This window comes from Streptomyces cinnabarinus (genome assembly GCF_027270315.1).
Lineage (GTDB): Bacteria > Actinomycetota > Actinomycetes > Streptomycetales > Streptomycetaceae > Streptomyces > Streptomyces cinnabarinus.
On the sequence record NZ_CP114413.1, the window covers coordinates 5,598,686 to 5,624,492 of the forward strand.

General features: G+C 71.9%; 26 protein-coding genes. 13 read left to right on the forward strand and 13 right to left on the reverse strand.

Annotation, left to right across the window (positions count from 1 at the left end):
• Positions 1 to 5: 5 nt before the first annotated feature.
• Positions 6 to 968, reverse strand: coding sequence for a deoxyribose-phosphate aldolase (gene deoC, locus STRCI_RS25460; protein WP_269664640.1), 963 nt, complete (start codon positions 966 to 968; stop codon positions 6 to 8).
• Positions 969 to 1,093: 125 nt separating this feature from the next.
• Between deoC and STRCI_RS25465 the strand changes: the two genes are divergently transcribed.
• Together STRCI_RS25465 and STRCI_RS25470 are read left to right on the forward strand one after the other, a co-directional pair.
• The gene (locus STRCI_RS25465; protein WP_269661278.1) at positions 1,094 to 1,789 is read left to right on the forward strand and encodes a PH domain-containing protein; all 696 of its coding nucleotides are present in this window, start codon (positions 1,094 to 1,096) and stop codon (positions 1,787 to 1,789) included.
• 387 nt (positions 1,790 to 2,176) lie between these two features.
• Positions 2,177 to 3,661, forward strand: coding sequence for a hypothetical protein (locus STRCI_RS25470; RefSeq protein ID WP_269661279.1), 1,485 nt, complete (start codon positions 2,177 to 2,179; stop codon positions 3,659 to 3,661).
• A 155-nt stretch (positions 3,662 to 3,816) separates the two neighbouring features.
• Here the strand turns inward: STRCI_RS25470 and STRCI_RS25475 are convergent, their stop codons facing one another.
• The 3 genes from STRCI_RS25475 to STRCI_RS25485 all read right to left on the reverse strand — a co-directional run bounded on the left by STRCI_RS25475 (position 3,817) and on the right by STRCI_RS25485 (position 7,035).
• Positions 3,817 to 5,448 (reverse strand): phospho-sugar mutase, encoded by a 1,632-nt coding sequence (locus STRCI_RS25475; RefSeq protein WP_269661280.1) that lies wholly within the window; start codon positions 5,446 to 5,448, stop codon positions 3,817 to 3,819.
• Positions 5,449 to 5,657: 209 nt separating this feature from the next.
• Complete coding sequence (locus STRCI_RS25480) at positions 5,658 to 6,482, reverse strand: purine-nucleoside phosphorylase (protein WP_269661281.1); 825 nt, start codon at positions 6,480 to 6,482, stop codon at positions 5,658 to 5,660.
• 115 nt (positions 6,483 to 6,597) lie between these two features.
• On the reverse strand, positions 6,598 to 7,035 hold the full coding sequence (locus STRCI_RS25485) for a gamma-glutamylcyclotransferase (RefSeq protein WP_269661282.1): 438 nt from the start codon (positions 7,033 to 7,035) through the stop codon (positions 6,598 to 6,600).
• 97 nt (positions 7,036 to 7,132) lie between these two features.
• Here STRCI_RS25485 and STRCI_RS25490 point away from each other — a divergent pair, with 97 nt between their 5' ends.
• The gene (locus STRCI_RS25490; RefSeq protein ID WP_269661283.1) at positions 7,133 to 8,581 is read left to right on the forward strand and encodes an NAD(P)H-quinone dehydrogenase; all 1,449 of its coding nucleotides are present in this window, start codon (positions 7,133 to 7,135) and stop codon (positions 8,579 to 8,581) included.
• 166 nt (positions 8,582 to 8,747) lie between these two features.
• Entirely contained in the window at positions 8,748 to 9,683 is a 936-nt protein-coding gene (locus STRCI_RS25495) for a DeoR/GlpR family DNA-binding transcription regulator (RefSeq protein ID WP_269661284.1), read from the forward strand.
• A gap of 25 nt (positions 9,684 to 9,708) precedes the next feature.
• Here the strand turns inward: STRCI_RS25495 and STRCI_RS25500 are convergent, their stop codons facing one another.
• A complete protein-coding gene (locus STRCI_RS25500; protein ID WP_269664641.1) occupies positions 9,709 to 10,257 on the reverse strand; it encodes a TetR/AcrR family transcriptional regulator in 549 nt (182 codons plus the stop codon).
• A 213-nt stretch (positions 10,258 to 10,470) separates the two neighbouring features.
• Between STRCI_RS25500 and STRCI_RS25505 the strand changes: the two genes are divergently transcribed.
• Both STRCI_RS25505 and STRCI_RS25510 read left to right on the forward strand, forming a co-directional pair.
• A complete protein-coding gene (locus STRCI_RS25505) occupies positions 10,471 to 10,986 on the forward strand; it encodes a helix-turn-helix transcriptional regulator (protein ID WP_269661285.1) in 516 nt (171 codons plus the stop codon).
• Positions 10,987 to 11,111: 125 nt separating this feature from the next.
• On the forward strand, positions 11,112 to 11,816 hold the full coding sequence (locus tag STRCI_RS25510) for a hypothetical protein (protein WP_269661286.1): 705 nt from the start codon (positions 11,112 to 11,114) through the stop codon (positions 11,814 to 11,816).
• 106 nt (positions 11,817 to 11,922) lie between these two features.
• Here the strand turns inward: STRCI_RS25510 and STRCI_RS25515 are convergent, their stop codons facing one another.
• Positions 11,923 to 13,695, reverse strand: a complete 1,773-nt coding sequence (locus tag STRCI_RS25515) for an acetyl/propionyl/methylcrotonyl-CoA carboxylase subunit alpha (protein WP_269661287.1) — start codon at positions 13,693 to 13,695, stop codon at positions 11,923 to 11,925.
• Positions 13,696 to 14,078: 383 nt separating this feature from the next.
• On the opposite strand from STRCI_RS25515, the gene STRCI_RS25520 reads away from it, so the two are divergent.
• The gene (locus tag STRCI_RS25520) at positions 14,079 to 14,558 is read left to right on the forward strand and encodes a hypothetical protein (RefSeq protein WP_269661288.1); all 480 of its coding nucleotides are present in this window, start codon (positions 14,079 to 14,081) and stop codon (positions 14,556 to 14,558) included.
• Between the two features lie 16 nt (positions 14,559 to 14,574).
• Here STRCI_RS25520 and STRCI_RS25525 read toward each other — a convergent pair whose 3' ends face one another.
• The 4 genes from STRCI_RS25525 to STRCI_RS25540 form a co-directional block, all read right to left on the reverse strand.
• A complete protein-coding gene (locus STRCI_RS25525; protein WP_269661289.1) occupies positions 14,575 to 15,183 on the reverse strand; it encodes a Maf family protein in 609 nt (202 codons plus the stop codon).
• A 4-nt stretch (positions 15,184 to 15,187) separates the two neighbouring features.
• Complete coding sequence (mmpB, locus tag STRCI_RS25530; RefSeq protein ID WP_269661290.1) at positions 15,188 to 15,316, reverse strand: morphogenic membrane protein MmpB; 129 nt, start codon at positions 15,314 to 15,316, stop codon at positions 15,188 to 15,190.
• A 107-nt stretch (positions 15,317 to 15,423) separates the two neighbouring features.
• Positions 15,424 to 15,633: an acyl-CoA carboxylase epsilon subunit gene (locus STRCI_RS25535; RefSeq protein ID WP_269661291.1), complete on the reverse strand. Its 210-nt coding sequence runs from the start codon at positions 15,631 to 15,633 to the stop codon at positions 15,424 to 15,426.
• A 9-nt stretch (positions 15,634 to 15,642) separates the two neighbouring features.
• The gene (locus tag STRCI_RS25540; RefSeq protein WP_269661292.1) at positions 15,643 to 17,241 is read right to left on the reverse strand and encodes an acyl-CoA carboxylase subunit beta; all 1,599 of its coding nucleotides are present in this window, start codon (positions 17,239 to 17,241) and stop codon (positions 15,643 to 15,645) included.
• A 111-nt stretch (positions 17,242 to 17,352) separates the two neighbouring features.
• Between STRCI_RS25540 and STRCI_RS25545 the strand changes: the two genes are divergently transcribed.
• Together STRCI_RS25545 and STRCI_RS25550 are read left to right on the forward strand one after the other, a co-directional pair.
• On the forward strand, positions 17,353 to 18,213 hold the full coding sequence (locus STRCI_RS25545; RefSeq protein WP_269661293.1) for a biotin--[acetyl-CoA-carboxylase] ligase: 861 nt from the start codon (positions 17,353 to 17,355) through the stop codon (positions 18,211 to 18,213).
• 162 nt (positions 18,214 to 18,375) lie between these two features.
• Positions 18,376 to 19,485, forward strand: a complete 1,110-nt coding sequence (locus STRCI_RS25550; protein WP_269661294.1) for an adenylate/guanylate cyclase domain-containing protein — start codon at positions 18,376 to 18,378, stop codon at positions 19,483 to 19,485.
• On the opposite strand, the gene STRCI_RS25555 is transcribed toward STRCI_RS25550, so the two are convergent.
• Positions 19,457 to 20,176, reverse strand: a complete 720-nt coding sequence (locus STRCI_RS25555; protein WP_269661295.1) for a hypothetical protein — start codon at positions 20,174 to 20,176, stop codon at positions 19,457 to 19,459. The genes STRCI_RS25550 and STRCI_RS25555 overlap by 29 nt on opposite strands.
• Before the next feature lie 181 nt (positions 20,177 to 20,357).
• On the opposite strand from STRCI_RS25555, the gene STRCI_RS25560 reads away from it, so the two are divergent.
• From STRCI_RS25560 to hutH, 3 genes are all read left to right on the forward strand, one after another.
• The gene (locus STRCI_RS25560; protein WP_269661296.1) at positions 20,358 to 21,161 is read left to right on the forward strand and encodes an enoyl-CoA hydratase/isomerase family protein; all 804 of its coding nucleotides are present in this window, start codon (positions 20,358 to 20,360) and stop codon (positions 21,159 to 21,161) included.
• A gap of 98 nt (positions 21,162 to 21,259) precedes the next feature.
• Positions 21,260 to 22,408, forward strand: a complete 1,149-nt coding sequence (locus STRCI_RS25565; RefSeq protein ID WP_269661297.1) for a GGDEF domain-containing protein — start codon at positions 21,260 to 21,262, stop codon at positions 22,406 to 22,408.
• A gap of 94 nt (positions 22,409 to 22,502) precedes the next feature.
• Positions 22,503 to 24,041 (forward strand): histidine ammonia-lyase, encoded by a 1,539-nt coding sequence (gene hutH, locus STRCI_RS25570; protein WP_269664642.1) that lies wholly within the window; start codon positions 22,503 to 22,505, stop codon positions 24,039 to 24,041.
• A 73-nt stretch (positions 24,042 to 24,114) separates the two neighbouring features.
• Here the strand turns inward: hutH and STRCI_RS25575 are convergent, their stop codons facing one another.
• Both STRCI_RS25575 and STRCI_RS25580 read right to left on the reverse strand, forming a co-directional pair.
• The gene (locus tag STRCI_RS25575) at positions 24,115 to 24,885 is read right to left on the reverse strand and encodes a hypothetical protein (RefSeq protein ID WP_269661298.1); all 771 of its coding nucleotides are present in this window, start codon (positions 24,883 to 24,885) and stop codon (positions 24,115 to 24,117) included.
• 43 nt (positions 24,886 to 24,928) lie between these two features.
• Complete coding sequence (locus STRCI_RS25580; RefSeq protein ID WP_269661299.1) at positions 24,929 to 25,231, reverse strand: LPXTG cell wall anchor domain-containing protein; 303 nt, start codon at positions 25,229 to 25,231, stop codon at positions 24,929 to 24,931.
• 120 nt (positions 25,232 to 25,351) lie between these two features.
• Here STRCI_RS25580 and STRCI_RS25585 point away from each other — a divergent pair, with 120 nt between their 5' ends.
• Entirely contained in the window at positions 25,352 to 25,696 is a 345-nt protein-coding gene (locus STRCI_RS25585) for a hypothetical protein (protein WP_269661300.1), read from the forward strand.
• The last annotated feature ends 111 nt before the right edge of the window (positions 25,697 to 25,807 follow it).

Sequence of the window (25,807 nt, forward strand, 5' to 3'; positions counted from 1 at the left end):
ATCGATCAGTCCACCGTCACGTAGTCGGGGCCGGAGTAGCGGCCGGTGGCCAGCTTCTGACGCTGCATCAGCAGGTCGTTCAGCAGCGAGGAGGCGCCGAAGCGGAACCAGTGGTTGTCCAGCCAGTCCGCGCCGACGGTCTCGTTGACCAGGACGAGGAACTTGATCGCGTCCTTGGTCGTGCGGATGCCGCCGGCCGGCTTCACGCCGACCTGGACGCCGGTCTGGGCGCGGAAGTCGCGCACGGCCTCCAGCATCAGCAGGGTGTTGGCGGGGGTGGCGTTGACCGCGACCTTGCCCGTCGACGTCTTGATGAAGTCGGCGCCCGCCAGCATGCCGAGCCAGCTCGCGCGGCGGATGTTGTCGTACGTCGACAGCTCGCCGGTCTCGAAGATGACCTTCAGGCGGGCGCTCGTGCCGCAGGCCTCCCGGACGGCGACGATCTCGTCGTAGACCTTCAGGTACTTCCCCGCGAGGAACGCCCCGCGGTCGATGACCATGTCGATCTCGTCGGCACCCGCGGCGACGGCGTCGCGGACGTCCGCCAGCTTCACGTCCAGGGCGGCGCGGCCGGCCGGGAACGCGGTGGCGACGGAGGCGACCTTCACGCCGGAACCGGCGACGGTCTCCTTGGCGACGGCCACCATGTCGGGGTAGACGCAGACCGCGGCGGTGGTGGGCGTGGTGCGGTCGGTCGGGTCGGGGCGGACCGCCTTGGCGCCGAGCGCCCGGACCTTGCCCGGGGTGTCCGCGCCTTCCAGCGTCGTCAGGTCGACCATCGAGATGGCGAGGTCGATGGCGTACGCCTTGGCGGTCGTCTTGATGGAACGGGTGCCGAGGGAGGCGGCGCGCGCCTCCAGGCCGACCGCGTCGACGCCGGGCAGCCCGTGGAGGAAGCGGCGCAGCGAGGTGTCCGACGACGTCACGTCCGAGAGGACACTTGCTGCGGTGGGTGCATTGGTGGGCATGGTCACCAGACGAGCATATCTACGCGCGTAGCGGCTGTACACCCCCAGGTGCTCATCTTCGGAGTCGGCGCCGCGAATGAGCGGGGGTGGAGGTGCCCGGTGGGGCGTCGGGCACAATCGGGGCCATGACGACCCCGGAACACCCCTCATCAGCGCCGCAGGTTCCTCCGGACAGGGACCGGGTGTATCGCTCGCCGCTCGGCATCGTGGGTGGCGTGCTGCTGCTGGGCATCGTGGTGTGGCTGGGGATCGACGCGCTGGTCCAGGGGTCCGGACGGACGCCGTGGCTGGCGCTGGCGTCGCTGATTCTCCTGGTTCCTTTGGTGGTCGCGTTCACCTTGCGACCGGCCGTCTTCGCCAACGAGGAGCGGCTGCGGATCCGGAATCCGCTCCGGGTGATCGTGCTGCCGTGGGGCGAGGTGGCTTCTCTTCGGTCCGGCTACTCCAATGAGGTCGTCGCGAAGTCCGGGGGGAAGTTCCAGCTGTGGGCGATCCCCGTCTCGCTGCGGGCGCGGAAGAAGGCGGCTCGGCGGCAGGCGCGGGCCGAGGCGGAGCGGCGTGGTGGTGGCCGGGGTGGTCGTGGTGCGGGCGGTGGGGGGCTCGGGCTCGGGGGGTTCGGGAGCGTCGGCGGCTCCGGTGACGCCGACGGGCCCGTGCGGGCCGAGACCGACAAGGTCATGGACGATCTGCGGCAACTGATGGAGGCGGGGGAGAAGGCGGAGTCCGCGCAGGGGGAGGTCACGGTGCGGTGGGCCTATGAGCTGATTGGGCCTGCGGTGGCGGGGGCGGTTCTGCTGGTGATTCTGCTGGTGGTGGGCTGAGCGGGTGCCGGGTGCCGGGTGCCGGGTGCCGGGCCGGTGAAGGTTGTCGGGTGCAGGTGCAGGTGCAGGTGCAGGTGCGGGTGCGCTGTGGCTGGTCGCGCAGTTCCCCGCGCCCCTGAAGGGCCGCCTTCGGCGGCCTTCGGGGTGTAGCGGTGGGCCGCCCCAGGCTCCCCAAGGCTCCCCTCCGCGTGCTCCGGAAGGCTCGCCTTTCGCCGTCTTCGGGGCCGGTGCAACCAACCGCGGCGTTTGTTCGTCTGGCTAGCGATGAGTACTGATGTTCGGCCGCCGTTGCCTCGGCCGCTGTCCGGGTCCGCTGTGCCTGAGGGGGCGCGTGCCTGGGACGGGGAGTCGGGGCGGTGTTGGGCTGCGGTGTTGCCGCCTCGATGGGTGCCGGTTCGGGGGTACGGGCGGTTCGACGAGCTGGTGACCCTGGGGGCCGTCGCGGTCACCTTCCCGCTGGGCTCCGCCGGTGTGGAGCCGTATCTCGCCGCTCTGCTGCCGCTTCAGCTGCTGTGGGTGCTGGTGCGGCCGGAGGTGGTGCGGGTCGCCGCGCCGGGGCTCGTCGTCGCGGTGGCCGTGGACTCCGTCGGGTGGCCGGGACTGCTCGGGGCCGGGGTGTTCGGTGGGGTCTGTCTGGGGCTCGCCGAGCTGCGGCTGTGGGTGCGCCGGCGCCAGCGGGAGTGCGCTCTGGCCGCCTCCGAGGGGGTCACGGCTCCGGTGCCGGGGGCGGAGTCGCCGTTGCGGCGGGGCGTGCTGCTCGGGGTGGCCGGGCTGGCGTCGGTCATCGGCGGGGGACTGCTGGCCGGAGCCGACGGAGCCACGGCAGCCGTCGGCTACCTGCTGGCCGGGCTCGGGCTCACCCTTCTCGTCTCCGGCGCGCTCGGGCGGTACCGCGCCCACCGGCTGCACTCGGCGCCCGCCCCGGTGCTGCGCGTGCTGATCCGGGACGACGCGGCGGCGCGGACCGAGGTGTTCGCCGCGGACGACGTGGACGCGCTCCGGCCCCTGTTCGTCGTCTCAGTGATGCCGGTGCAGTCCGACGAGGAGGAACCCGACCAGGACGACAGCGACCAGGACGACAGCGACGAGGGGGACAGCGACGAGGGGGTCGACGACCTTCTTGAGCGGCTCGACGACGACGCGCCGGGTCCCCTCCGCGAAGCCGTGCTCTACGGCGTCCCCTACGACGGTGCCGAGGTCGTGATCGTCAGCGCCGACGAGGACCTGGACGAGGAACCCGTCGTGGAGCGGTCCAGCGGGCCGGTGCGGCCGGTGCGCAAGTGGGCGGTGCGGGGTGCCGACGGGACCGCGGGCGACGTGACGATCCCCGCCCAGCCCGTGCTGCGCTGGCGCGCCGGATGGCTGGACCTGGTGGCGGCGCTGCTGCTCGCTCAGTGGGGTGTCTGGCTGGCGTGGGGCGCGTTCACCGATGCCGGGACCGCGCTGTGGGAGCAGATCCTGGTGGGCGTGCTCGGTGTGTTCGGCGCGGCCCGGGTGCCGGTGAAGCTGGCATGGCGGATCACCGCCGACCGAACCGGGCTGTGGATCAACGGGCTGTTCAGGATCACCCACATCCCCTGGGACGACTTCCGCTCGGCCCGCCATCAGTCCCTGGAACTGAAGCTGCGCCGGCGCGGAGGCCCGTCCTGGGCCGTCGCCGCCCCCGGCTGGAAGTGGCTGGAGCGACGGCGCGGGCTGACCCACCCCTACGACCGGCTGGCCGCCGAGCTGACCGCGCTGGGCGCCGACCCCGCCCTGCGGCCGACCGGTGACAGCGTCGCGCGCGAGCGGGGCCGGGTGGTGTGGCCGTGGGCCCTGGTGCTCGCGGCCGGCTGGGTGGCGGCGCTGGTCGTGCTGCGGGCGGGGCTGTAGGGGCCGTTCCGTCGCTGTTGAGGCCGTCCGATTGCGGCGCGGGGACGCGAGAGACCGTGCGGTCCCCCGAGAACGTCAGAGGCCGTCCGGCGAATCGAGCCGGACGGCCTCTGACGTTACGGCGCGGTCGGCCCTGTCGGGCTGTCCCGTACGGGTCAGATGCCGGCCGCGGTCGACAGGTCCCGCTTGATGGCCGCCAGCAGGTCCGTGGCCTTGGCGTGGGCCGCCGGGAGCGCGGAGTGGCCGGCGACCGGGACGACGACCTCCAGGTAGCACTTCAGCTTCGGCTCCGTGCCGCTGGGGCGGACGATGACACGGGCGCCGTCCAGGGTGTAGCGCAGCCCGTCGGTGGGCGGCAGCTTGTCCGTGCCCCGGGTGAGGTCCTCGGCGCGCGTGATGGACAGGCCCGCCAGCTCGGTCGGCGGCTGCTCGCGCAGCCTGCGCATGGCGTCCGCGATGACGGACAGCTCCTCGACCCGGACCGAGAGCTGGTCGGTGGCGTGCAGCCCGTGCTCCACGGCGAGGTCGTCGAGGAGGTCCAGGAGCGTACGGCCCTGCTCCTTCAGCTCGGAGGCGAGCTCCGTGATGAGGAGGGCGGCGGTGATGCCGTCCTTGTCGCGTACGCCGTCCGGGTCCACGCAGTAGCCGAGGGCCTCCTCGTAGCCGTAGCGCAGGCCGTCCACGCGGGCGATCCACTTGAAGCCGGTGAGGGTCTCCTCGTACGGCAGGTTCGCCTTCTCGGCGATCCGGCCGAGGAGGGAGGAGGAGACGATGGACTCGGCGAACGTGCCGGTCGCGCCGCGGCGGACGAGGTGCGCGGCGAGCAGGGCGCCGACCTCGTCGCCGCGCAGCATCCGCCAGGCGCCGCCGTCCTTGACGGCCACGGCGCAGCGGTCGGCGTCCGGGTCGTTGGCGATGACGAGGTCCGGGTCGGTCTCGCGGGCCTTGGCGAAGGCGAGGTCCATCGCGCCGGGCTCTTCCGGGTTGGGGAAGGCGACGGTGGGGAAGTCCGGGTCGGGTTCGGCCTGCTCGGCGACGAGCGCGGGCTCCGGGAAGCCGGCGCGGGCGAACGCGGCGAGGAGGACGTCCTTGCCGACGCCGTGCATGGCCGTGTAGACCGTGCGGGCGGTGCGGGGGGAGTCCGCGGCCAGTACGGCGTCCGTGCGGGCGAGGTAGGCGTCGAGGACGGAGTCGTCCAGGGTCTCCCAGCCGGTGGTGGGGCGGGGGACGGTGGTGAGGGAGCCGATGGCGTCGATCTCGGCGGCGATCCCGGCGTCGGCGGGGGGCACGATCTGGGAGCCGTCGCCGAGGTAGACCTTGTAGCCGTTGTCCCGGGGCGGGTTGTGGCTGGCGGTGACCTCGACTCCGGCGACCGCGCCGAGGTGCCTTATGGCGTAGGCGAGGACAGGGGTGGGGAGGGGGCGCGGGAGGACTGCGGCGCGGAGGCCGGCGCCGGTCATCACGGCGGCGGTGTCGTTGGCGAAGTCCTCCGACTTGTGGCGGGCGTCGTAGCCGATGACCACGAGGCCGCCGTCCTGGCCCTGCTTCTTCAGGTACGCGGCGAGGCCGGCGGCGGCGCGGATGACGACGGTGCGGTTCATGCGCATCGGGCCCGCGCCGATCTCGCCTCGCAGGCCCGCGGTGCCGAACTGGAGGGTGCCGCCGAAGCGTGCGGTGAGCTCGGCGTGGTCCTCGGCGTCGATCAGCTTGGCGAGTTCGTCACGGGTGTCCGTGTCGGGGTCCTCGGCCAGCCACGCCTTGGCCCGGGCGATGAGATCGTCGTGCACGGTCGGTCAACCTCTCGGTGTGTTCGAGTGAGTTTCGTCCGCCCCCGCCGCCCCTGCCCATTCCCGTCCCCTGGGGGCTGCCGCCCCCAGCCCCCCGCGCTGAACACCAGCCTCTCCGGCGTTTGAGGAGCGGGGTCCGGGGCGGAGCCCCGGGATGGGACGGGCAGGCGCGGCGGGGGCGAGGAAAAGCTTCTGCCGGACTACCGGAGTTACAGGCGGCCCAGCACCTGCGTCAGCAGCGCGCCCATCCGGGTGGCGCTGTCGCGACCGGCCTGCAGGACTTCCTCGTGGTTGAGGGGCTCGCCCGTCATCCCCGCGGCGAGGTTGGTGACCAGGGAGATGCCGAGCACCTCCGCCCCCGCCTCACGTGCCGCGATGGCCTCAAGGACCGTCGACATACCGACCAGGTCCGCACCGATGACCCGAGCCATCCGGATCTCCGCCGGAGTCTCGTAGTGCGGGCCGGGGAACTGGGCGTAGACACCCTCCTCCAGCGTCCCGTCGATCTCCTTGCACAGGGCGCGCAGCCGCGGGGAGTAGAGGTCCGTCAGGTCCACGAAGTTCGCGCCCACGATCGGCGACGTCGCCGTGAGGTTGATGTGGTCGCTGATCAGCACCGGCTGCCCCGGGCGCATACCCTCCCGCAGACCGCCGCAGCCGTTCGTCAGCACGATCGTCTTGCAGCCCGCCGCCACGGCCGTACGCACACCGTGCGCGACCGCGGCCACGCCACGGCCCTCGTAGTAGTGCGTACGCCCGAGGAAGACCAGCGCACGCTTCTCGCCGATCTTGTACGAGCGGACCTTGCCGCCATGGCCCGCGACCGCCGGCGGCGGGAACCCGGGCAGCTCGGTGACCTGGAACTCGGCATCGGGGTCGCCGAGGGCGTCCACGGCCGGCGCCCAGCCGGAGCCCATCACGAGGGCGACGTCGTGGGTCTCGGCCCCCGTCAGTTCGCGCAGGCGAGCGGCGGCGGCGTCGGCGGCGGCGTAGGGGTCGCCCTGGATGTCGTCCGGAAGAAGAGATGCGTTCACGCCGACGAGGGTAGCCGGTCAATGCCTACGCGCGTAGATGACAGAGCCCACGGGATGGCGATCGTTGTCTTGTTGTTTCCGACGAAACCGGGCGCGAGGGGGCCTCGGCGCGGCCTCAGCAAGGCCGCTTCCGCAGCTCCATCACATAGTCGTGCGGCGCCCCCGCCGACTCCGCCGCGTCGGCGACCTCGCCCAGGTAGCGGGCCGACGGCAGGCCGCCCTCGTAGCCGTTCAGGACGTAGGTCCAGGCCGGCTCCTCGCCGTCCAGCGTGACCACCCGGATCCGGACCCGGCGGTACACGTCCAGGCCCACGCCCTCCCAGCGGTCCAGCGACTCCTCGTCCATCGGGGCGATGTCGTAGAGCGCGACGAAGACCTGGGACGCGGGGTCCTCGACGATCGTCGCCAGCGCCCCCTCCCAGCCCATCTGCTCGCCGCCGAACGTCAGTCGCCACCCGTTCAGCCACCCGGTGGCGCGCATCGGCGAATGCGGGGCGCGGCGGGTCATCAGCCGCGCGTCGAGGTTGCCGGCGTACGCGGCGTAGAGCGACATGGGGAGAGGGTACGGCAGGCCGCCACAGGCGACCCTCCCGTAACAGTGGGGTCTCGGGCCGGGCCCTGGGACGTAGCACCTTGGTACGTGCGGGACAATGGAGTACGTGACTCGGATCGTGATCATCGGTGGCGGACCCGGCGGATACGAAGCGGCGCTGGTCGCCGCTCAGCTCGGCGCGGAGGTGACCGTCGTCGACTGCGACGGTCTGGGCGGGGCGTCGGTGCTCACCGACTGCGTGCCGTCGAAGACTCTGATCGCCACGGCCGAGGTGATGACCACCTTCGACTCCTCCTATGAAGAGCTCGGCATCATCGTCGCCGACGACACCCCGCACATCGACACCCCCGCCCGGGTCGTCGGCGTGGACCTCGGCAAGGTCAACCGACGGGTCAAGCGCCTCGCGCTCGCCCAGTCGCACGACATCACCGCCTCCGTCACCCGGGCCGGCGCCCGTGTCATGCGCGGCCGCGGCCGGCTCGACGGCATGCAGGGCCTCGACGGCTCCCGCAAGGTGATCGTCTCCACCGCCGACGGCACCGAGGAGACCCTCGTCGCCGACGCCGTCCTCATCGCCACCGGCGGTCACCCCCGCGAGGTGCCCGACGCCCAGCCCGACGGCGAGCGCATCCTCAACTGGACCCAGGTCTACGACCTCACCGAGCTGCCCGAAGAGCTCATCGTGGTCGGTTCCGGTGTGACGGGCGCCGAGTTCGCCGGTGCCTACCAGGCCCTCGGCTCCAAGGTCACCCTCGTCTCGTCCCGCGACCGCGTGCTGCCCGGCGAGGACCCCGACGCCGCCGCCGTGCTGGAGGACGTCTTCCGCCGCCGCGGCATGAACGTCATGGCCCGCTCCCGCGCCGCCGCCGCCAAGCGGGTCGGCGACCGGGTCGAGGTCACCCTCGCCGACGGCCGCGTCATCACCGGCACCCACTGCCTGATGGCGGTCGGCGCCATCCCCAACAGCGCGGGCCTCGGCCTTGAGGAGGCCGGGGTCAAGCTGCGCGAGTCCGGTCACATCTGGACCGACAAGGTCTCCAGGACCACGGCTCCCGGTGTCTACGCCGCCGGTGACGTCACCGGCGTCTTCGCCCTCGCCTCCGTGGCCGCGATGCAGGGCCGGATCGCCATGTACCACTTCCTCGGCGACGCGGTGGCCCCGCTGAACCTCAAGACGGTCTCCTCGAACGTCTTCACCGACCCCGAGATCGCCACCGTCGGCTACACCCAGGCCGACGTCGAGGCGGGCAAGATCGACGCCCGGGTCGTCAAGCTGCCTCTGCTGCGCAACCCGCGCGCCAAGATGCAGGGCATCCGGGACGGCTTCGTCAAGATCTTCTGCCGTCCGGGCACCGGCATCGTGGTCGGCGGTGTGGTCGTCTCCCCCCGCGCCTCGGAACTGATCCATCCGATCTCGATCGCCGTCGACAACAATCTGACGGTCGAACAGATCGCGAACGCGTTCACCGTGTACCCGTCCCTTTCGGGGTCGATCGCCGAGGTCGCCCGGCAGCTGCACACCCGGAAGAGCGGCGGCGAGGTCTGACGGCCGGTGCCGACTCCCCGCTGGTCACGGGGAGTTGTCGAGCATGCGTACGGCATAGGCGCCGAGGATAGGCTCTATACCACTTCCCGGTCTGCTGTGCGAACAACTTCTGTTATTCGGCGCAAACTGCTGAAAGCAGACGGTCGTTGGGGTTACTGTCAGTTTCGTGTTCGCTGCAGAACGTCGCCAATTGATCCTCGAAATGGTGCGAGCGAACGGGGCCGTGTCGCTCCGTGAGCTCGCCCGCGTCGTCCAGACCTCCGAAGTGACCGTACGGCGGGACGTGCGCGCGCTGGAGGCAGAAGGACTCCTCGACCGCCGACATGGCGGTGCGGTATTGCCGGGCGGGTTCACGCGGGAGTCCGGCTTTCCGCAGAAGTCACATCTCGCGACCGCCGAGAAGACGGCCATCGCCGATCTCGCCGCGAACTTCGTCGAAGAGGGCGAGGCCATCGTGGTCGGGGCCGGTACGACCACGCAGGAGCTGGCCCGCCGGCTGGCCCGGGTTCCCGGGCTGACCGTCGTCACCAACTCCCTGCTGGTGGCCCAGGCGCTGGCCCACGCGAACCGGGTGGAAGTCGTGATGACCGGCGGCACGCTCCGCGGTTCCAACTACGCCCTGGTCGGCTCCGGCGCCGAGCAGTCCCTGCAAGGGCTGCGGGTCTCCCGGGCCTTCCTGTCCGGGAGCGGTCTGACCGCCGAGCGCGGGCTGTCCACGTCCAACATGCTCTCGGCGTCCGTCGACCGGGCGCTGGTGCAGGCGGCGGCGGAGGTCGTCGTCCTCGCCGATCACACGAAGCTCGGTACGGACACGATGTTCCAGACCGTGCCCACGGATGTGATCACGCGGCTGGTCACCGACGAGCCGCCGGGTCATGACGACCGTGCCCAGACCGAGTTGCAGGCCCTTGCCGATCAAGGGGTGCAGATCGCTGTCGCCGGTGCGAGCGGTAACCCGGGGGGTGACGAAGTCCCGGCTCGGCGGGCGCGGTCCGTGCCGGGCCCTAGGCGGGCGGCTCCTGCGGGGCTTCGGTCGACTGTTCTTGGGGAGCCGGTGCCCGGGGCCGAGCGGGGGCGCGTCGCTGATCTTCGGCGACGCTAGGTTTCCCTATGCGCCGTTGGGGGCCCTAGGTACGTCTGAGGCCCCCCAGCGTCAGCATCAGCAATCTGTCCGCCAAGGTGGGATCCCCCGGCGTCGCCTCCGCCGCCAGTGCGATGGCGTGCGTCAGTTGCAGCAGGTCCCCGATGGCCACGTCCTCTCGGACCTTGCCCGCCTGCTGTGCTCTGGTCAGCAGCTCAGCCCCCGCCTCCCGGATGGGGTCGCTGCACCTCGCCAGGGCCGAGGTGTCGTCGTTGGTCACGGACATCAGAGCCCGGGACAAGCCTCTGTACTCGCTTGCGTGCTCGACCATTTCCCGCAGCCAGGTGACCAGGGCCGTGCAGGGTTCCGGGGCTTGCCGCAGTTCCCGGGCTCGGGCGAGGAGGTCGTTCACCGCGTCCTCGAAGACCGCGCTCAAGAGGGCGTCGCGGTGGGGGAAGTGGCGGTAGAGGGTGCCGATTCCGACGCCCGCGCGGCGGGCCACGTCCTCCAGGGAGGCGTCCGCGCCGTGCTGGGCGAAGGCGGTGCGGGCCTCGGTGAGCAGGCGCTCGTAGTTGCGGCGGGCGTCGGCGCGCATGGCGCGGGGAGCGACCCCGGGTGCTCCCGCACCTCCGCTCTCCGCGGTCCCGCGTGAGCTCGCGCCCACCATGGCTCCCACCTGCTCTCCTCCACGCCCTGCTCTTCCTTCAGGATGCCACCGAGCGGGCCGAAGCGGCCTTCCCGTCCCGCTTCCAGGCCCTAACGTCTCTTGCAGGACGTCTCGGGCGGGAGCGGCGCCGGGGGAGTGCGCATGGAGAGCAGTGGCGCGGACCGACGGTGCGGGTGGGTGCCGGAACCCGGCGTATGCCTTCTCGCGGCCACGGTCGTCGCACTGGAGCTCGTCGGCAGACACCTGGGCCTCGCCGCGCTCGACGGGGCGGGGCGGCCGTACGCCCTCAACGCGTCGGCGAGCGGACTGCTGCCCGCCGTACGCGGTCATCCCCTGCTCGGCACCGGTGACTTCAGCACCCGGGACGTCGAGGTCCGTCAGCTGCCGCCGGCCGCGCCCGGACTGCCGGTCCTGCTGCTGCTCCGGGATCTCGCCCGACCCCGCACCAGGGCCCGGCTGTTCGGCGTCACCGAGCAGGAGCTGCGCACCCTGCGCCACCTCGACGGCGGCTGTACGGCGACGGAGGCCGCCCGGCGCATGGGGCTGTCCCCGGCGACCGTGCGGGGCTATATCGCCTCCCTGCACCGGAAGTTGGACGCCGGACACACGGCCGCGCTGCTGCGCAGGGGCCGGGATCTGGGGATGCTCGGCGACTGAGGGGCGATGACGGGACCAAGTCGACATGTCGCGATACGTCAGAATTGACGGATGGTCATCGGCCAGGGCCCGTCGCTTCACTGGCGGGAGGCGCCCCGTGTGCGGGCAGCCGGCGAGGGGGGCTCATGACCACGACTCCGTCACGTGCGCCGACCGCGGCCGCCGAGCCGGGGGCGTCCTCCGGTACCGGGCGCGTCCTGCTGGGCGTCACCACGGCGCTCGGGCCGTTTCTGCTGGCCCTGGGCGTCGGCATCCTCCCGTACGCCACCGGGGGTGCGGAGAAGGAGATCGTCCGGGACATCGCCGCCGACCGGACGCTCACCGAAGTGACCCTGTGGTGCTGGCTGTCGGGGTCGATCGCCCTGGTCGTCGGCGCCTTGGCGGTGGGGCTGCTGGCGATGCGGGCCTCGCCGAAGCTCGGGCTGTGGGGGCTCGTGCTGTTCGGCACGGGGCTGCTGGCCATCGCCTCGACGCCGGAGATGGACGCGGTCGCCCTGGGCGGGCTGGCGGAGGGGGTGAGTCAGGACGCCCTGGCCAAGGCCGGGGAGGGCACGTACGAGCTGCTCGTGGTCGCCGTACCGATCCTCTACTTCGTCGTCGCCCATGTCGTCGGGGCGATCCTGCTCGGCGTCGCCCTGCTGCGCGGCCGGGTGATCGCGCCCTGGGCGGCCTGGCTGCTGATCCTCTCCATGCCGCTCAATGTCGTGGGTTACGCGGGCGGCATCATGCCGCTGACCGTCGTGTCGTTCGTGATGATGGGGGTCGCCTTCGCGCTGGCCGGGCTCGTCGTCGTCCGGTACGGCACGGGATGGGTGCGTGCTACTGGCTAGCGGTACCACCCGGCGACCACCGTCGACGGGGGACGGGGAAAAGCGAGGCGCCCGGCGGACTGGCTGTTGCCGTCCGCCGGGCGCCTCGACTCTGTCGTACGTGACGTCAGTCCTTGATCTCGCAGATCGGGGCGCCGGAGGTGATGGACGCGCCGACCTCCGCGGACAGGCCCTTGATGGTGCCGGAGCGGTGGGCGTTGAGCGGCTGCTCCATCTTCATGGCCTCCAGGACGACGACCAGGTCGCCCTCCTTGACCTCCTGGCCCTCCTCCACGGCCACCTTGACGATGGTGCCCTGCATCGGGGAGGCGAGGGTGTCGCCGGAGGCCACGGGGCCGGACTTCTTGGCCGCGCGGCGCTTGGGCTTGGCGCCCGCCGCGAGGCCCGTGCGGGCCAGCGACATGCCGAGCGAGGACGGGAGGGAGACCTCCAGGCGCTTGCCGCCCACCTCGACGACGACCGTCTCACGGCCCGCCTCCTCGTCCGCGTCCACGTCGGCGGGCGCGGCGAAGGGCTTGATCTCGTTGACGAACTCGGTCTCGATCCAGCGGGTGTGGACCGTGAACGGGTCCTGGCTGCCGGTGAGTTCGGGGCCGAACGCCGGGTCCTTGACGACCGCGCGGTGGAACGGGATGGCGGTGGCCATGCCCTCGACCTGGAACTCCTCCAGGGCGCGGGCGGCGCGCTGGAGGGCCTGCTGCCGGGTGGCGCCGGTGACGATCAGCTTGGCCAGCAGGGAGTCCCAGGCCGGGCCGATCACGCTGCCGGACTCCACACCCGCGTCCAGGCGCACGCCCGGGCCGGTGGGCGGGGCGAAGGCGGTGACGGTGCCGGGGGCGGGCAGGAAGTTACGGCCCGGGTCCTCGCCGTTGATGCGGAACTCGAAGGAGTGGCCGCGGATCGCCGGGTCGTCGTAGCCGAGCTCCTCGCCGTCGGCGATACGGAACATCTCGCGCACGAGGTCGATGCCGGTGACCTCCTCGGTGACCGGGTGCTCCACCTGCAGACGGGTGTTGACCTCCAGGAAGGAGATCGTGCCGTCCAGGCCGACGAGGAACTCGACGGTGCCGGCACCTACGTAGCCGGCCTCCTTCAGGATGGCCTTGGAGGAGGAGTACAGCTCCGCGATCTGCGCCTCGGAGAGGAACGGCGCCGGGGCCTCCTCGACCAGCTTCTGGTGACGGCGCTGGAGCGAGCAGTCACGGGTCGACACGACGACGACATTGCCGTGCTGGTCGGCCAGGCACTGGGTCTCCACGTGCCGCGGCTTGTCCAGGTAGCGCTCGACGAAGCACTCGCCGCGACCGAAGGCGGCGACCGCCTCACGGACGGCGGACTCGTAGAGCTCGGGCACCTCTTCGAGGGTCCGGGCGACCTTCAGACCGCGGCCACCGCCACCGAAGGCGGCCTTGATGGCGATCGGCAGGCCGTGCTCCTCGGCGAAGGCGACGACCTCGTCGGCGCCGGAGACGGGGTCGGGCGTACCGGCGACCAGCGGGGCGCCGGCGCGCTGGGCGATGTGCCGGGCGGCGACCTTGTCGCCGAGGTCCCGGATGGCCTGCGGCGGCGGGCCGATCCAGATCAGGTCCGCGTCGAGAACCGCCTGCGCGAACTCGGCGTTCTCCGACAGGAAGCCGTAGCCGGGATGGATGGCATCCGCCCCCGACTCGCGTGCCGCCTTCAGGACCTTCTCGATGTCCAGGTAACTGGTGGCCGGAGTGTCACCGCCCAGGGCGAACGCCTCATCCGCGGCGCGGACATGCAGAGCGTCCCGGTCCGGGTCGGCGTATACGGCCACGCTCGCGATACCGGCGTCCCGGCAGGCCCGGGCCACGCGGACAGCGATTTCGCCACGGTTGGCGATGAGCACCTTGCGCACGATTGAGGCTCCCTCCTTGAAACAAGCCGAGTTTAGGGACAGCCGACACGGCACTTCGACCCGTCCCCAATGGTGAGCTTGCCCACACGGAGCGTGATTCGAGGCTCGCTCGACCCGCGAAATCCCTTGTCGCACCGCGGTACGGCGGACTCCTCCTGGAAACCCTAGCCGCCCGTTGTGGTCAAGGTCTCTGTCATCAGGTGCTGCGGGCCACTCGGTTTCTTTGTGGAGTCCCTACGAATGGCCCAACGTTTCTTTGCCCCTCCCAGAACCCTTGTCCCGAGGTTTACCCGTTAGTAGCGTTCGCGATGTCTCGAACGTACTTGGAGTAACCGCAGTCCTGCTAGGACGGCGCTGGAGCGCTCGGAAGTGGGTGGGGGCCGGTGGTGCGCAGACCGGTGGCATGGGTGGTGGCGATAGTTCTCTTCGCCGAGGGGCTGGGCATCGCGGCGGTCCAGTGGTTCCTGGGCATCGTCGTCGACCGCCAGGACATGTCCCTGGCGGGCCTCGACTCCGACATGATGGCGATCTCGTCGAAGATCGGCGGAGTCGTCTTCGGCCTCTACTTCGTCCTGTGCGGCCTGGTGGCCCTGCTGGTCGCCCTGCGCGACCGCCCGCCCGCGGGCCTCGGCCGGGTCCTGCTGATCAGCGCGGCGGTGGTCCACGGCCTCCTGGGCGCCTTCGCCTGGGGCCTGGTGGGCTGGGGAGCGTTCTCCTTCATGGTGGTCGTCCTGGGGCTGATCGTGCTCCTGCTGATGACCTACGACGCCCAGCAGGAGCCGTCTGACGCCCGTCCGGAACCGGGACCGGAGCCCGGCCCCAAGCCCGGCCCGGAGCCCGCGAACGGGCCCGCGCCCGCCTAGGGCCGGTCGCCTCGGGTCAGGTCCACAGGTCCGTGATGGAGACCCCCAGCCGGCCCAGCAGGCGCCGGACGAGGGGCAGGCTGATGCCGATGACGTTGCCGTGGTCGCCGTCGATGCCGTCGATGAAGGGCGCCGAGCGGCCGTCGAGGGTGAACGCCCCGGCGACGTAGAGGGGTTCGCCCGAGGCGACGTACGCGGCGATCTCCTCGTCGGTGGGCTCGCCGAAGCGGACGACGGTGGAGGCGGTGGCGGAGGCGTACCGCCCGCTGACGGTGTCCCAGACGCAGTGACCGGTCTGGAGGGTGCCCGCGCGACCGCGCATCGCCTTCCAGCGGGCGGTCGCGTCCTCGGCGTCCGCGGGCTTGCCGAGCGGCCGTCCGTCCAGGTCGAGGACGGAGTCGCAGCCGATCACCAGGGCGCCCATGACCTCCGGCTTCGCCGCCACGACCGAGGCCTTGGCCTCGGCGAGGGCGAGGGCCAGCTCGGCGGGTGTGGGTGCGGTGACGGCGTCCTCGTCGACACCGCTGACGATCACCTCCGGCGCGAGGCCGGCCTGGCGCAGGAGGTTCAGTCGGGCGGGGGACTGGGAGGCCAGGACGAGTCGGCGGCGCGGCTGATCTGTCATGGGATCAGCGTAGACCGGTGACCAGCATGGCGAGCACCATGGCCAACGCGACGAACACGCCCAGTCTGCGCAGCATGTTCTGCATGTCGCGCAGTTCCTCGGGGGGTTCGTCTTCGGGGTCGGACCACAGCATGTCTTCAGGGTGCGGCTGGGTGGGTCCAGGGCGCCTGAGTACGCGTACTTAAATTGGCGCCCTGGGTTCCACTTCTGTGCGCGGTTCCCCGCGCCCCTGAAGGAGTTCTAGCCCGGCCAGTAGCTCCGTGCCCACGTCGTCGGGCCCGGTTGCGGCAGGCGGTGTGCCGCGATTCTCGACGGGTCGGACCATGCCGCCCCGGGCGGGGCCGCGCCGGGCGGTACGGCTGCTGCCGCCGCGGCGCGGGCGCGGACCACCGCCAGGGCGGCGGCCAGCTCCTCGGGGGTCGGGTTGCCCCGCAGGACCTTGATCGTCACAGCGGCTCCTTAAAGGGGGATGTTGCCGTGCTTCTTCGGCGGCAGGGAGGCCCGCTTGGTGCGCAGCTGGCGCAGCCCGCGCACGATGTGACGGCGGGTCTCGGACGGCATGATTACCGAGTCGACGTAGCCGCGCTCGGCCGCGATGTAGGGGTTGAGGAGGGTGTCCTCGTACTCCTGGATCAGTCGGGCGCGCACCGCGTCCAGGTCCTCCCCGTTGGCCTCCGCCTCGGCGATGGTCCTGCGGTGCAGGATGTTCACCGCGCCCTGGGCGCCCATGACGGCGATCTGGGCGGTCGGCCAGGCGAGGTTGAGGTCGGCACCCAGGTGCTTGGAGCCCATGACGTCGTAGGCGCCGCCGAAGGCCTTGCGGGTGATGACCGTGATCAGCGGGACGGTGGCCTCGGCGTAGGCGTAGATCAGCTTGGCGCCGCGGCGGATGATCCCGGTGTGCTCCTGGTCGACGCCCGGGAGGAAGCCCGGCACGTCCACGAACGTCAGCACCGGCACATTGAAGGCGTCGCAGGTCCGCACGAACCGCGCCGCCTTCTCCGAGGCGTCGATGTCCAGGCAGCCCGCGAACTGCATCGGCTGGTTGGCGACGATGCCCACCGGGCGGCCCTCGACTCGGCCGAAGCCGGTGATGATGTTCGGCGCGAACAGCGCCTGCGTCTCGAAGAACTCGGCGTCGTCCAGGACGTGTTCGAGCACCGCGTGCATGTCGTACGGCTGGTTCGCGCTGTCCGGCACGATCGTGTCCAGCTCGCGGTCCTCGTCGGTGAGTTCGAGGTCCGCCTCCTCCGGGAAGACCGGCGGCTCGGAGAGATTGTTGGACGGCAGGTACGACAGCAGCTGCTTGACGTACTCGATGGCGTCCTTCTCGTCACCCGCCATGTGGTGCGCCACGCCGGAGGCCGAGTTGTGGGTCCTGGCCCCGCCCAGCTCCTCGAAGCCCACGTCCTCACCGGTGACCGTCTTGATGACGTCCGGGCCGGTGATGAACATGTGCGAGGTCTGGTCGACCATGATGGTGAAGTCGGTGATCGCCGGGGAGTAGACCGCGCCGCCCGCGCACGGGCCGACGACCAGGCTGATCTGCGGGATCACACCGCTCGCGTGCGTGTTGCGGCGGAAGATCTCGCCGTACGCGCCCAGCGAGGCGACGCCCTCCTGGATCCGGGCGCCGCCGGAGTCGTTGATGCCGATGACCGGACAGCCGGTCTTCAGCGCGAAGTCCATCACCTTGACGATCTTCTGCCCGTAGACCTCGCCCAGCGCACCGCCGAACACGGTGAAGTCCTGCGAGAACACGGCGACCGGGCGGCCGTCGACGGTGCCGTACCCGACGACCACGCCGTCGCCGTACGGACGGTTCTTCTCCAGGCCGAAGTTCGTCGACCGATGCCGGGCGAACTCGTCCAGCTCGACGAAGGAGCCCTCGTCGAGCAGGAGCTCGATGCGCTCACGGGCCGTCAACTTGCCCTTGGCGTGCTGCTTCTCGACGGCACGTGCGGAGCCGGCGTGCGTCGCTTCGTCGATGCGGCGCTGAAGATCCGCGAGCTTGCCCGCGGTGGTGTGGATGTCGATCTGCTCTTCCGGCTCGGACATCGGGATCGCGGCTCCCTGCCTGCTCAAAAGGGGGGACGGTTACTCATCCGTAGAGTAGTGGCGCGCCTACCAATCGGCAGTGCGGCGTTGGCCACACCTAGGGTGGCTTGCATGACGCCGCGAGATGCATCAGACGACAGCCGCTGGTCCGACCTGGACCGCCCGCCGCTCAACGCCCAGGCGCTGCACCGGGCCCTGGTCCGGCCGGGCGGACTGTGGAGCGAGGTGGAGGTGGTGCAGCGCACCGGCTCCACCAACGGTGACCTGGTGACCCGGGCGGGCCAGGGCAAGGCGGCGGAGGGCGCGGTCCTGGTCGCGGAGGAGCAGACGGCCGGGCGGGGGCGCCTGGACCGGCAGTGGACCGCGCCGCCGCGCTCGGGCCTGTTCTTCTCGGTGCTGCTGAAGCCGTCCGAGGTCCCGGTGGCCCGCTGGGGCTGGCTGCCGCTGCTCACCGGGGTGGCGGTGGCGGCGGGGCTGTCGCGGGCCGCGGGGGTGGACACGGCACTCAAGTGGCCCAACGACGTCCTGGTGACCGTCGGCGGCGAGGAGCGCAAGACCGGCGGCATCCTCGCGGAGCGGGCCGGGGACGACGGCGTGGTGATCGGCGTCGGGATCAACGTCACCCTCAAGGCGGAGGAGCTCCCCGTCCCCCAGGCGGGCTCCCTGGCGCTCGCCGGAGCGGTGAGCACGGACCGCGATCCGCTGCTGCGGGCGGTCCTGCGGTCCCTGGAGGACTGGTACGGGCGGTGGCGCGCGGCCGGGGGCGACCCGGCGGTCAGCGGCCTTCAGGAGACGTACGCGGCGGGCTGCGCGACGCTGGGGCGGACGGTGCGGGCCGAGCTGCCGGGCGACCGTTCGGTGGTCGGGGAGGCGGTGGCCCTGGACGGCGACGGACGCCTGGTGATCGCTACGGAGCAGGGCGTGCAGGAGCCGGTGGGGGCGGGGGACATCGTGCATCTGCGACCGGCGTGAGACGAGCGCCGGCACCGAGGCGGGGAGCGCCGGCCGGGGCGTAGCGGAAGTTCCGTAATCACGGAAGTCTTCCCTGCGCTTGACTGAGTGAGCTGGCGCACACCTGCCGTAGAGTTGGGGCCGGTCGATACCTGACCGCGGCAGATCGGAAGGGCAGCAGGCGTGACCGTCGACGACACGGGCTCCGGCACGGACCCCCTCGCCGCCGACCCCGGCGAAGATCCACTCGCCCTGCGTCTCGAAGGCCTCATCCTCGGCGCGGAGCGGCGCTACACCCCCTTTCAGGCCGCCCGCAGCGCCGGTGTCTCCATGGAGCTGGCGTCCCGGTTCTGGCGGGCCATGGGCTTCGCCGACATCGGGCAGGCCAAGGCGCTCACCGAGGCCGACGTGCTGGCGCTGCGGCGCCTCGCCGGTCTTGTCGAGGCGGGGCTGCTGAGCGAGGCGATGGCCGTGCAGGTGGCCAGATCCACCGGGCAGACCACCGCCCGGCTGGCCGAGTGGCAGATCGACTCCTTCCTGGAGGGCCTGACCGAGCCTCCAGAGCCGGGCATGACCCGGACCGAGGTCACGTACCCGCTGGTCGAGCTGCTCCTGCCCGAGCTGGAGGAGTTCCTGGTCTACGTCTGGCGGCGCCAGCTCGCCGCCGCGACCGGCCGGGTCGTGCAGGCCGCCGACGACGAGGAGATGGTGGACCGCCGGCTCGCGGTCGGCTTCGCCGATCTCGTCGGGTTCACCCGGCTGACCCGCCGGATGGAGGAGGAGGAGCTCGGCGAGCTGGTCGAGGCCTTCGAGACCACGGCCGCCGACCTGGTGGCCGCGCGCGGTGGACGGCTCATCAAGACGCTCGGCGACGAGGTCCTGTACTCCGCCGACGACGCGGGCGTGGCCGCGGAGATCGCCATCCGGCTCATCGAGACCATGGCGAACGACGAGACCATGCCGGAGCTGCGGGTCGGGATCGCGTTCGGCACGGTCACCACCCGGATGGGCGATGTCTTCGGGACGACCGTGAATCTCGCCTCCCGGCTCACCTCGATAGCTCCCCGGGACGCCGTCCTCGTCGACAGCGCCTTCGCGGAGGAGCTGATCCGTAGCGGCGAGGCGCCGGCCTCCGAGGCGGAGGCGGCCGAGGCCGCTGCGGCCGCGGAGAAGGAGGGCGAGGAGCCGCCGACGTACCGCTTCGCGCTCCAGCCGATGTGGCAGCGGCCGGTGCGTGGCCTCGGTGTCGTCGAGCCCTGGCTGCTCACCCGCCGTGACGGGGAGCCGTCCTAGCCTCACGCGGTGCGTCGTCGCGGGCGGCCAGCGGGTCCACGCACAGCCCGATGATCGGCACGCACACGCCGGGCCGGTCGGACTGGCTCGGTGAAGGCGAGGGCGACGGCGATGACGGCTTCGGGCTCGGGGAGGCCGCGGGCCGACTGGGCGCGGCGGCGGGCGGCGCCTGTGGGCCGGCGCTCGTGGCGGTCGGCCGCGGGGCGGTGGCGTTCGGCGCCTGGGGGATGGTCGTCGCCGGGTCCCGCTCCAGGGCCGCCGGTACGGAGGTGGCGTTCGGCGTCGGTACGACGGTGGCGGCCGCCGTGGGTGTCGCCGTCAGGCCGCCCATGGCGGAGGTCGCGGACGGGCTGACCCGGGGGACCGTGTCCACGGCCGCGGCGGCGTTGGTGGAGCGTCCCGTGCCGGAATCGGTGCCGGAGTCGTCACTCGCCCAGGGCTCCGCTTCCGGTGTGCCGAGGCTGCCGAGCCCGGAGTCCGGAGTCGGCCGTACGAGGCTCAGGGCGCCCGCGGCCAGGGCGAGGCCGCCCGCCGCGAGCAGGACCTTGCGAGGGCGGGGGCGGCGGTGCCGGCCGCGGGGGCCGAAGAGCCGGAGCGGGGGTGCGACCGACGTGTCGTCCGCGGCTCCCGTGGTGTCCGCGGGCGCCGTGTCGTCCGCGGTCGCCGTGCCGGCCGATTCCGTCGTCGTCATCACGAACCTCCCCGATGCGTTCACGCCCCCGGTGCGCCGTGGCGGACGCACGCTATGCGCTCCGGCGGGCGGGGGGAGCGGGTTCCGGGGGATGTCACCCGAACGGGGTGCCTTCCCCCTGGGGAGCTGGGCTGCGATGATCGGGGCGAATGTTGTTAACCCGCGTTAACCGGAGGGCGTCATGAGCGAGGAGCGGTACGGGGAGTTCGTGCTGGTGCGGCGGCATGGGGACGGTGGGCACGTCGCGGAGCTCGCCCTGGACCGGCCGAAGGCCATGAACGCCGTGTCGACGGAGATGGCGCGGTCGGTCGGGGCGGCCTGTGCGGCGCTGGGCGCGGACAGCGGGGTGCGGGTGGTGGTGCTGACCTCCACGCATGAGCGGGCGTTCTGCGTCGGGGCGGACCTCAAGGAGCGGAACTCCTTCAGCGACGCGGATCTGGTGCGGCAGCGGCCGGTGGCGCGGGGGGCGTACACGGGGGTGCTGGAGATTCCGGTGCCGACGATCGCGGCGGTGCACGGGTTCGCGCTCGGGGGCGGGTTCGAGCTGGCGCTCTCCTGCGATCTGATTGTCGCCGACGGGACGGCGGTGGTGGGGCTGCCCGAGGTGTCGGTCGGGGTGATCCCGGGCGGCGGCGGTACACAGCTCCTGCCTCGGCGGGTCGGCGCGGCCCGGGCGGCGGAGCTGATCTTCTCCGCGCGGCGGGTGGAGGCGGCCGAGGCGCGTGAACTGGGCCTGGTGGACGAGCTGGTGGCGCCCGGCACGGACCGGGAGGCGGCGCTGGCCCTGGCCGCGCGGATCGCCGGGAACTCCCCGGTGGGGCTGCGTGCGGCCAAGCGGGCCTTGCGTCTTGGGCACGGCCTGGATCTGCGGGCGGGCCTGGAGGTCGAGGACGCGGCCTGGCGCTCGGTGGCCTTCTCGGGGGACCGGGCGGAGGGAGTCGCGGCGTTCAACGAGAAGCGCAAGCCGGAGTGGCCGGGGGAGTGACGGTCCGCGGGGCGGGTGTTCCGCTCCGCGACCGCGAGGCGACACCTGTTCGCCGTATCAATGTCCCTAATTGTCGTGAACCTCCCTAGCCTGGAGTGATGGGAGAGGACGTTCGGCTGGCGGCTGTTGTGGGGTTGGCCCAGGGGATGGCGGCGGCTCATGGGTCGAGGGAGGCCTGGCGGGCGGCGGCCATGGGGGCCTGTCGGGCGCTCGGGGGGAGTTTTGCCGCGCTGTCCGTCTGGGAGCGGGAGCTGGGGCGGTTGCGGGTGCTGGTGAACGTGGGGGAGCGGGCCCCCGACGAGGAGGAGTTTCCGGAGGGGGAGGCCTACCCCGTCCATCAGTTCCCGGAGATCACCGAGTTCCTGCACGAGCGCTGGGCGGGTGGCGGTGAGCCCAACGCCTGGGTGGAGACCGCGGAGGGGCCTGCCGCGGGGCGGCGCCCGGGGTACGTCCATCAGCGGGTCGCCGCGCTGCGCCGCCGCGGCCGTGGGTGCTGTGTCGTCGCGCCGATCGTGCTGAACGGGCGGGCCTGGGGCGAGTTGTACGTCGCCCGGCCGACCGGCGCCCCCCTCTTCGACCGTTCCGACGCCGACTTCGCCACCGTCCTCGCCGCTGTCGTGGCCGCCGGAATCGCCCAGGCGGAACGGCTGGAGGAGGCCCGCCGGCTGGCGTACACCGACGCGCTCACCGGGCTCGCCAACCGCCGGGCCGTCGACGGACGCCTCGACGAGGCCATCGAACGGCACCGCGCGGACGGCGTCGTCGTCAGCCTCGTCGTCTGCGACCTGAACGGCCTCAAGCGCGTCAACGACACCCTCGGGCACGCCGTCGGCGACCGCCTGCTGGAACGCTTCGGCTCGGTGCTCTCCCTGTGCGGCGCCATGCTCCCCGGCGCCCTCGCGGCCCGCCTCGGCGGTGACGAGTTCTGTCTGCTCGCCGTCGGTCCGCCCGCCGACGACGTCGTCCAGGCCGCCGACGAACTGTGCCGCCGTGCCGCCGAGTTGGAGCTGGGCGACGGGGTCGCCTGCGGGGTCGCCTCCACCGAGGACCCCATTGGTCCGGTCCGCTCCGCCCGCCGCCTGTTCCGGCTCGCGGACGCCGCCCAGTACCGGGCCAAGGCCATGCGCGCCGCCAAACCGGTGGTCGCGGGCCGGGAGGGCCCCGACGACCCCGTCGTACAACTCGCCGACACGCCCGCGGCGGAGACGCCGTCCGGTGAGCGCCGCCGTTTCCGCGGGCGCCGCTGACGTGACCCGTCGGTAGGGACGCATCGGTAAGGGGCGAACCCCGTCCCCACTGGTGACATCTTGGAATTCAGTGCGTACGCTCCTGAATATGGATATGCACACTGTGGTGGTGGGGACGTCCGGGGTGACCGCGTCCGACGTTCTCGCCGTGGCGCGCGGCGGCGCTCGCGTCGAGCTGGGTCAGGAGGCCGTGGCCGCACTCGCCGCGGCCCGCGAGATCGTGGACGCGCTGGCGGCCAAGCCCGAGCCCGTCTACGGCGTCTCCACCGGCTTCGGCGCCCTGGCGACCCGGCACATCAGCCAGGAGCTGCGCGCCCAACTCCAGCGGAACATCGTCCGCTCGCACGCCGCCGGCATGGGCCCGCGCGTGGAGCGCGAGGTCGTGCGCGCGCTGATGTTCCTGCGCCTGAAGACCGTCTGCTCGGGCCACACCGGCGTCCGCCCCGAGGTCGCCCAGACCATGGCCGACGTGCTGAACGCCGGGATCACCCCGGTCGTCCACGAGTACGGCTCCCTCGGCTGCTCCGGCGACCTGGCCCCGCTCTCCCACTGCGCCCTCGCGCTGATGGGCGAGGGTGACGCCGAGGGCCCGGACGGCGCCGTGCGCCCCGCCGGTGAGCTGCTCGCCGAGCACGGCATCGCCCCCGTCGAGCTGCGCGAGAAGGAGGGCCTGGCCCTGCTCAACGGCACCGACGGCATGCTCGGCATGCTGATCATGGCGCTGGCCGATCTGGACTCCTTGTACAAGTCCGCCGACATCACGGCCGCCCTGTCCCTGGAGGCCCTGCTCGGCACCGACAAGGTCCTCGCGCCGGAGCTGCACGCCATCCGCCCCCACCCGGGGCAGGGCGCCTCCGCCGCCAACATGCTCGCCGTGCTGAAGGACTCGCAGCTCACCGGTCACCACCAGGACGACGCCCCCCGGGTCCAGGACGCCTACTCGGTGCGCTGCGCCCCGCAGGTCGCCGGGGCCGGGCGGGACACCATGGCGCACGCCCGGCTGGTCGCCGAGCGGGAGCTGGCCTCGGCCGTGGACAACCCCGTCGTCCTGCCGGACGGGCGCGTGGAGTCCAACGGCAACTTCCACGGCGCGCCGGTCGCCTATGTCCTGGACTTCCTCGCCATCGCCGCCGCCGACCTGGCCTCCATCGCCGAGCGGCGCACCGACCGGCTGCTCGACAAGAACCGCAGCCACGGGCTGCCGCCGTTCCTCGCGGACGACGCGGGCGTCGACTCCGGCCTGATGATCGCCCAGTACACGCAGGCCGCGCTGGTCAGCGAGCTGAAGCGGCTGGCCGTGCCGGCCTCCGCCGACTCGATCCCGTCCTCGGCCATGCAGGAGGACCACGTCTCCATGGGCTGGTCGGCCGCGCGCAAGCTGCGGACCGCCGTGGACAACCTCACGCGGGTCATCGCGGTCGAGCTGTACGCGGCCACGCGCGGCGTCGAACTGCGCGAGGGCCTCACCCCCGCACCCGCCACGCAGGCCGTTATCGAGGCCCTGCGCAAGGCGGGGGTCCAGGGTCCCGGGCCGGACCGGTTCCTCGCGCCCGACCTCGCCGCCGCGGACGCCTTCGTGCGGGACGGGCGGCTGGTGGCGGCCGCGGAGAGCGTCACCGGGCCGCTTCAGTAGCCGGACAGCCACTTCAGTAGCCGGACAGCACAGAGCCCCGCCGTATGAGATGTACGGCGGGGCTCTCGCTTGCCTACTTCAGCTTGCCGACCTGCGCCGTGACGACCTCCGCCGGGATCTCGGCGACCTTGCCGGTGCCGAGCGAGGCGAGGTTCACCGTGTAGAACGTGGCGATGGTGTTGCCCTTGCGGACCACCTCGGTGGTGAACTCGGCCGTGCCCTCGCCGTCCATGTCGACGCCCTGGGAGAACGCCACGGACTCGTCGCCCTGGCCGGAGGCCTTGGCCGAGGCGACCTTGGTGACCTTGGAGTTCTCGCCGTCCGCGGCCAGGCCGTAGCCGTCGGAGCAGGCGGCGACGCCGTCGCTCAGCGCCTTCATGGTCTTCTCGGCGCCGTCGCCGTCGTAGGACGAGAGGCCCACGAAGGTCATGTTGAGGTCGAAGGCGTCCTCGAAGTCGTCCGGGGCGGCCGTCGCGGTCGACGCCTTGTCCTCGGCGACCGTGTTGGAGGCGCTCGCCTCGGTGTCACCGGGGGCCAGGCCCGCCGTGGACCAGGCCAGCGGGGCGCACTCGGCCTTGTCCGGCTTCACCTCGGACTTGGACTTGGGGAGGGTGTCGTCCCCCGAGTCGACCTTGTAGCCCTTGATGTCGCTCTTGGTGAGCAGCAGCTTCTCCAGCTCCGCGGCGCTGAGCGCCTTCGCGGCCTGGGTGGGGGAGGCCGAGGCCTCCTTGCCGTTGTCCGAGGAGTCCTTGGACTCGTCGCTCGAACAACCCGTGATGAGGGCGAGCGTTACCGCGCTCATGGCGACCGTGGCGCCTATGCGCGCCCCCGATGATCTCTTCATGAGCCGGACTATGAAGCTTTGGTTAAAGAAACGTCAAGTCGGTTCAGAAACCGTGACGTTCCCGTCGTACCGAATACACCACGAACCCCGCGCCCAGGGCGAGGGAGAAGGTCCCGCCGACGACGTACGGAGTGGTGTCGAAGCTGCCGGTGTCGGCGAGTTCGACCTCGGAGGTGTCCGTGGCGGCGGCTCGTGCCTGCTGGGTGACCTGCGTCGTCGGACTCGTCGAGGGCAGCTCTCTGGCCGGCTCGTCCCCGCTCGCGTTGGCGGACGGGACGAACCACAGGGCGCCCAGCAGGGTCCCCGCGGCGGTGGCGGTCAGCAGTGGACGGCGAGCGGATGACACGGAATATCGATCCCCTTGTGGCGCTGGCGAATTGGCCGTGTGGAGCGATGCTAATGAAAGGCCGGGGTCGCGGGAAAGTCGTGGGAGCCTCAAGTCGGGCTCGGGCCGTACGCTCCGACCATGAACACAGAAGAGACATCACGATTTGTCCGGCTTCGCGTGGAGCTCGTCCTGGAAGTGGACGACGCGGGCGCCGTGACCAAGGCGGCCCTGGCCCGGATCGCCGGCGACGTGGACATGCCCGCCGACGAGCGGGCGCACGCCGAGAACGCTGTGACGGAGGACACCGCGGAGGCGCTGGCCTATCTCGTCGACCCGTTCGACCTGGTCAGTGAGGTGCCCGGGGTGGACCTCGCCCAGGCCTCCTGGTCCAGCGAGCAGATCGACTACGACCCCGATTCGCCGGACTGGGACATCGACGAGGATGATGTCGACGAGGACGACGACGAAACGACGGTTGGCTGAGCAGGCTTGGGGAAATCGTGACCCCGGTCGGCAACCGCCGTCCGGGGTTTCTTCGTCTCAAGCTTGCGCACTGACCGACATCCGCACCACCCGCCCCGGCGGACGTGGTGT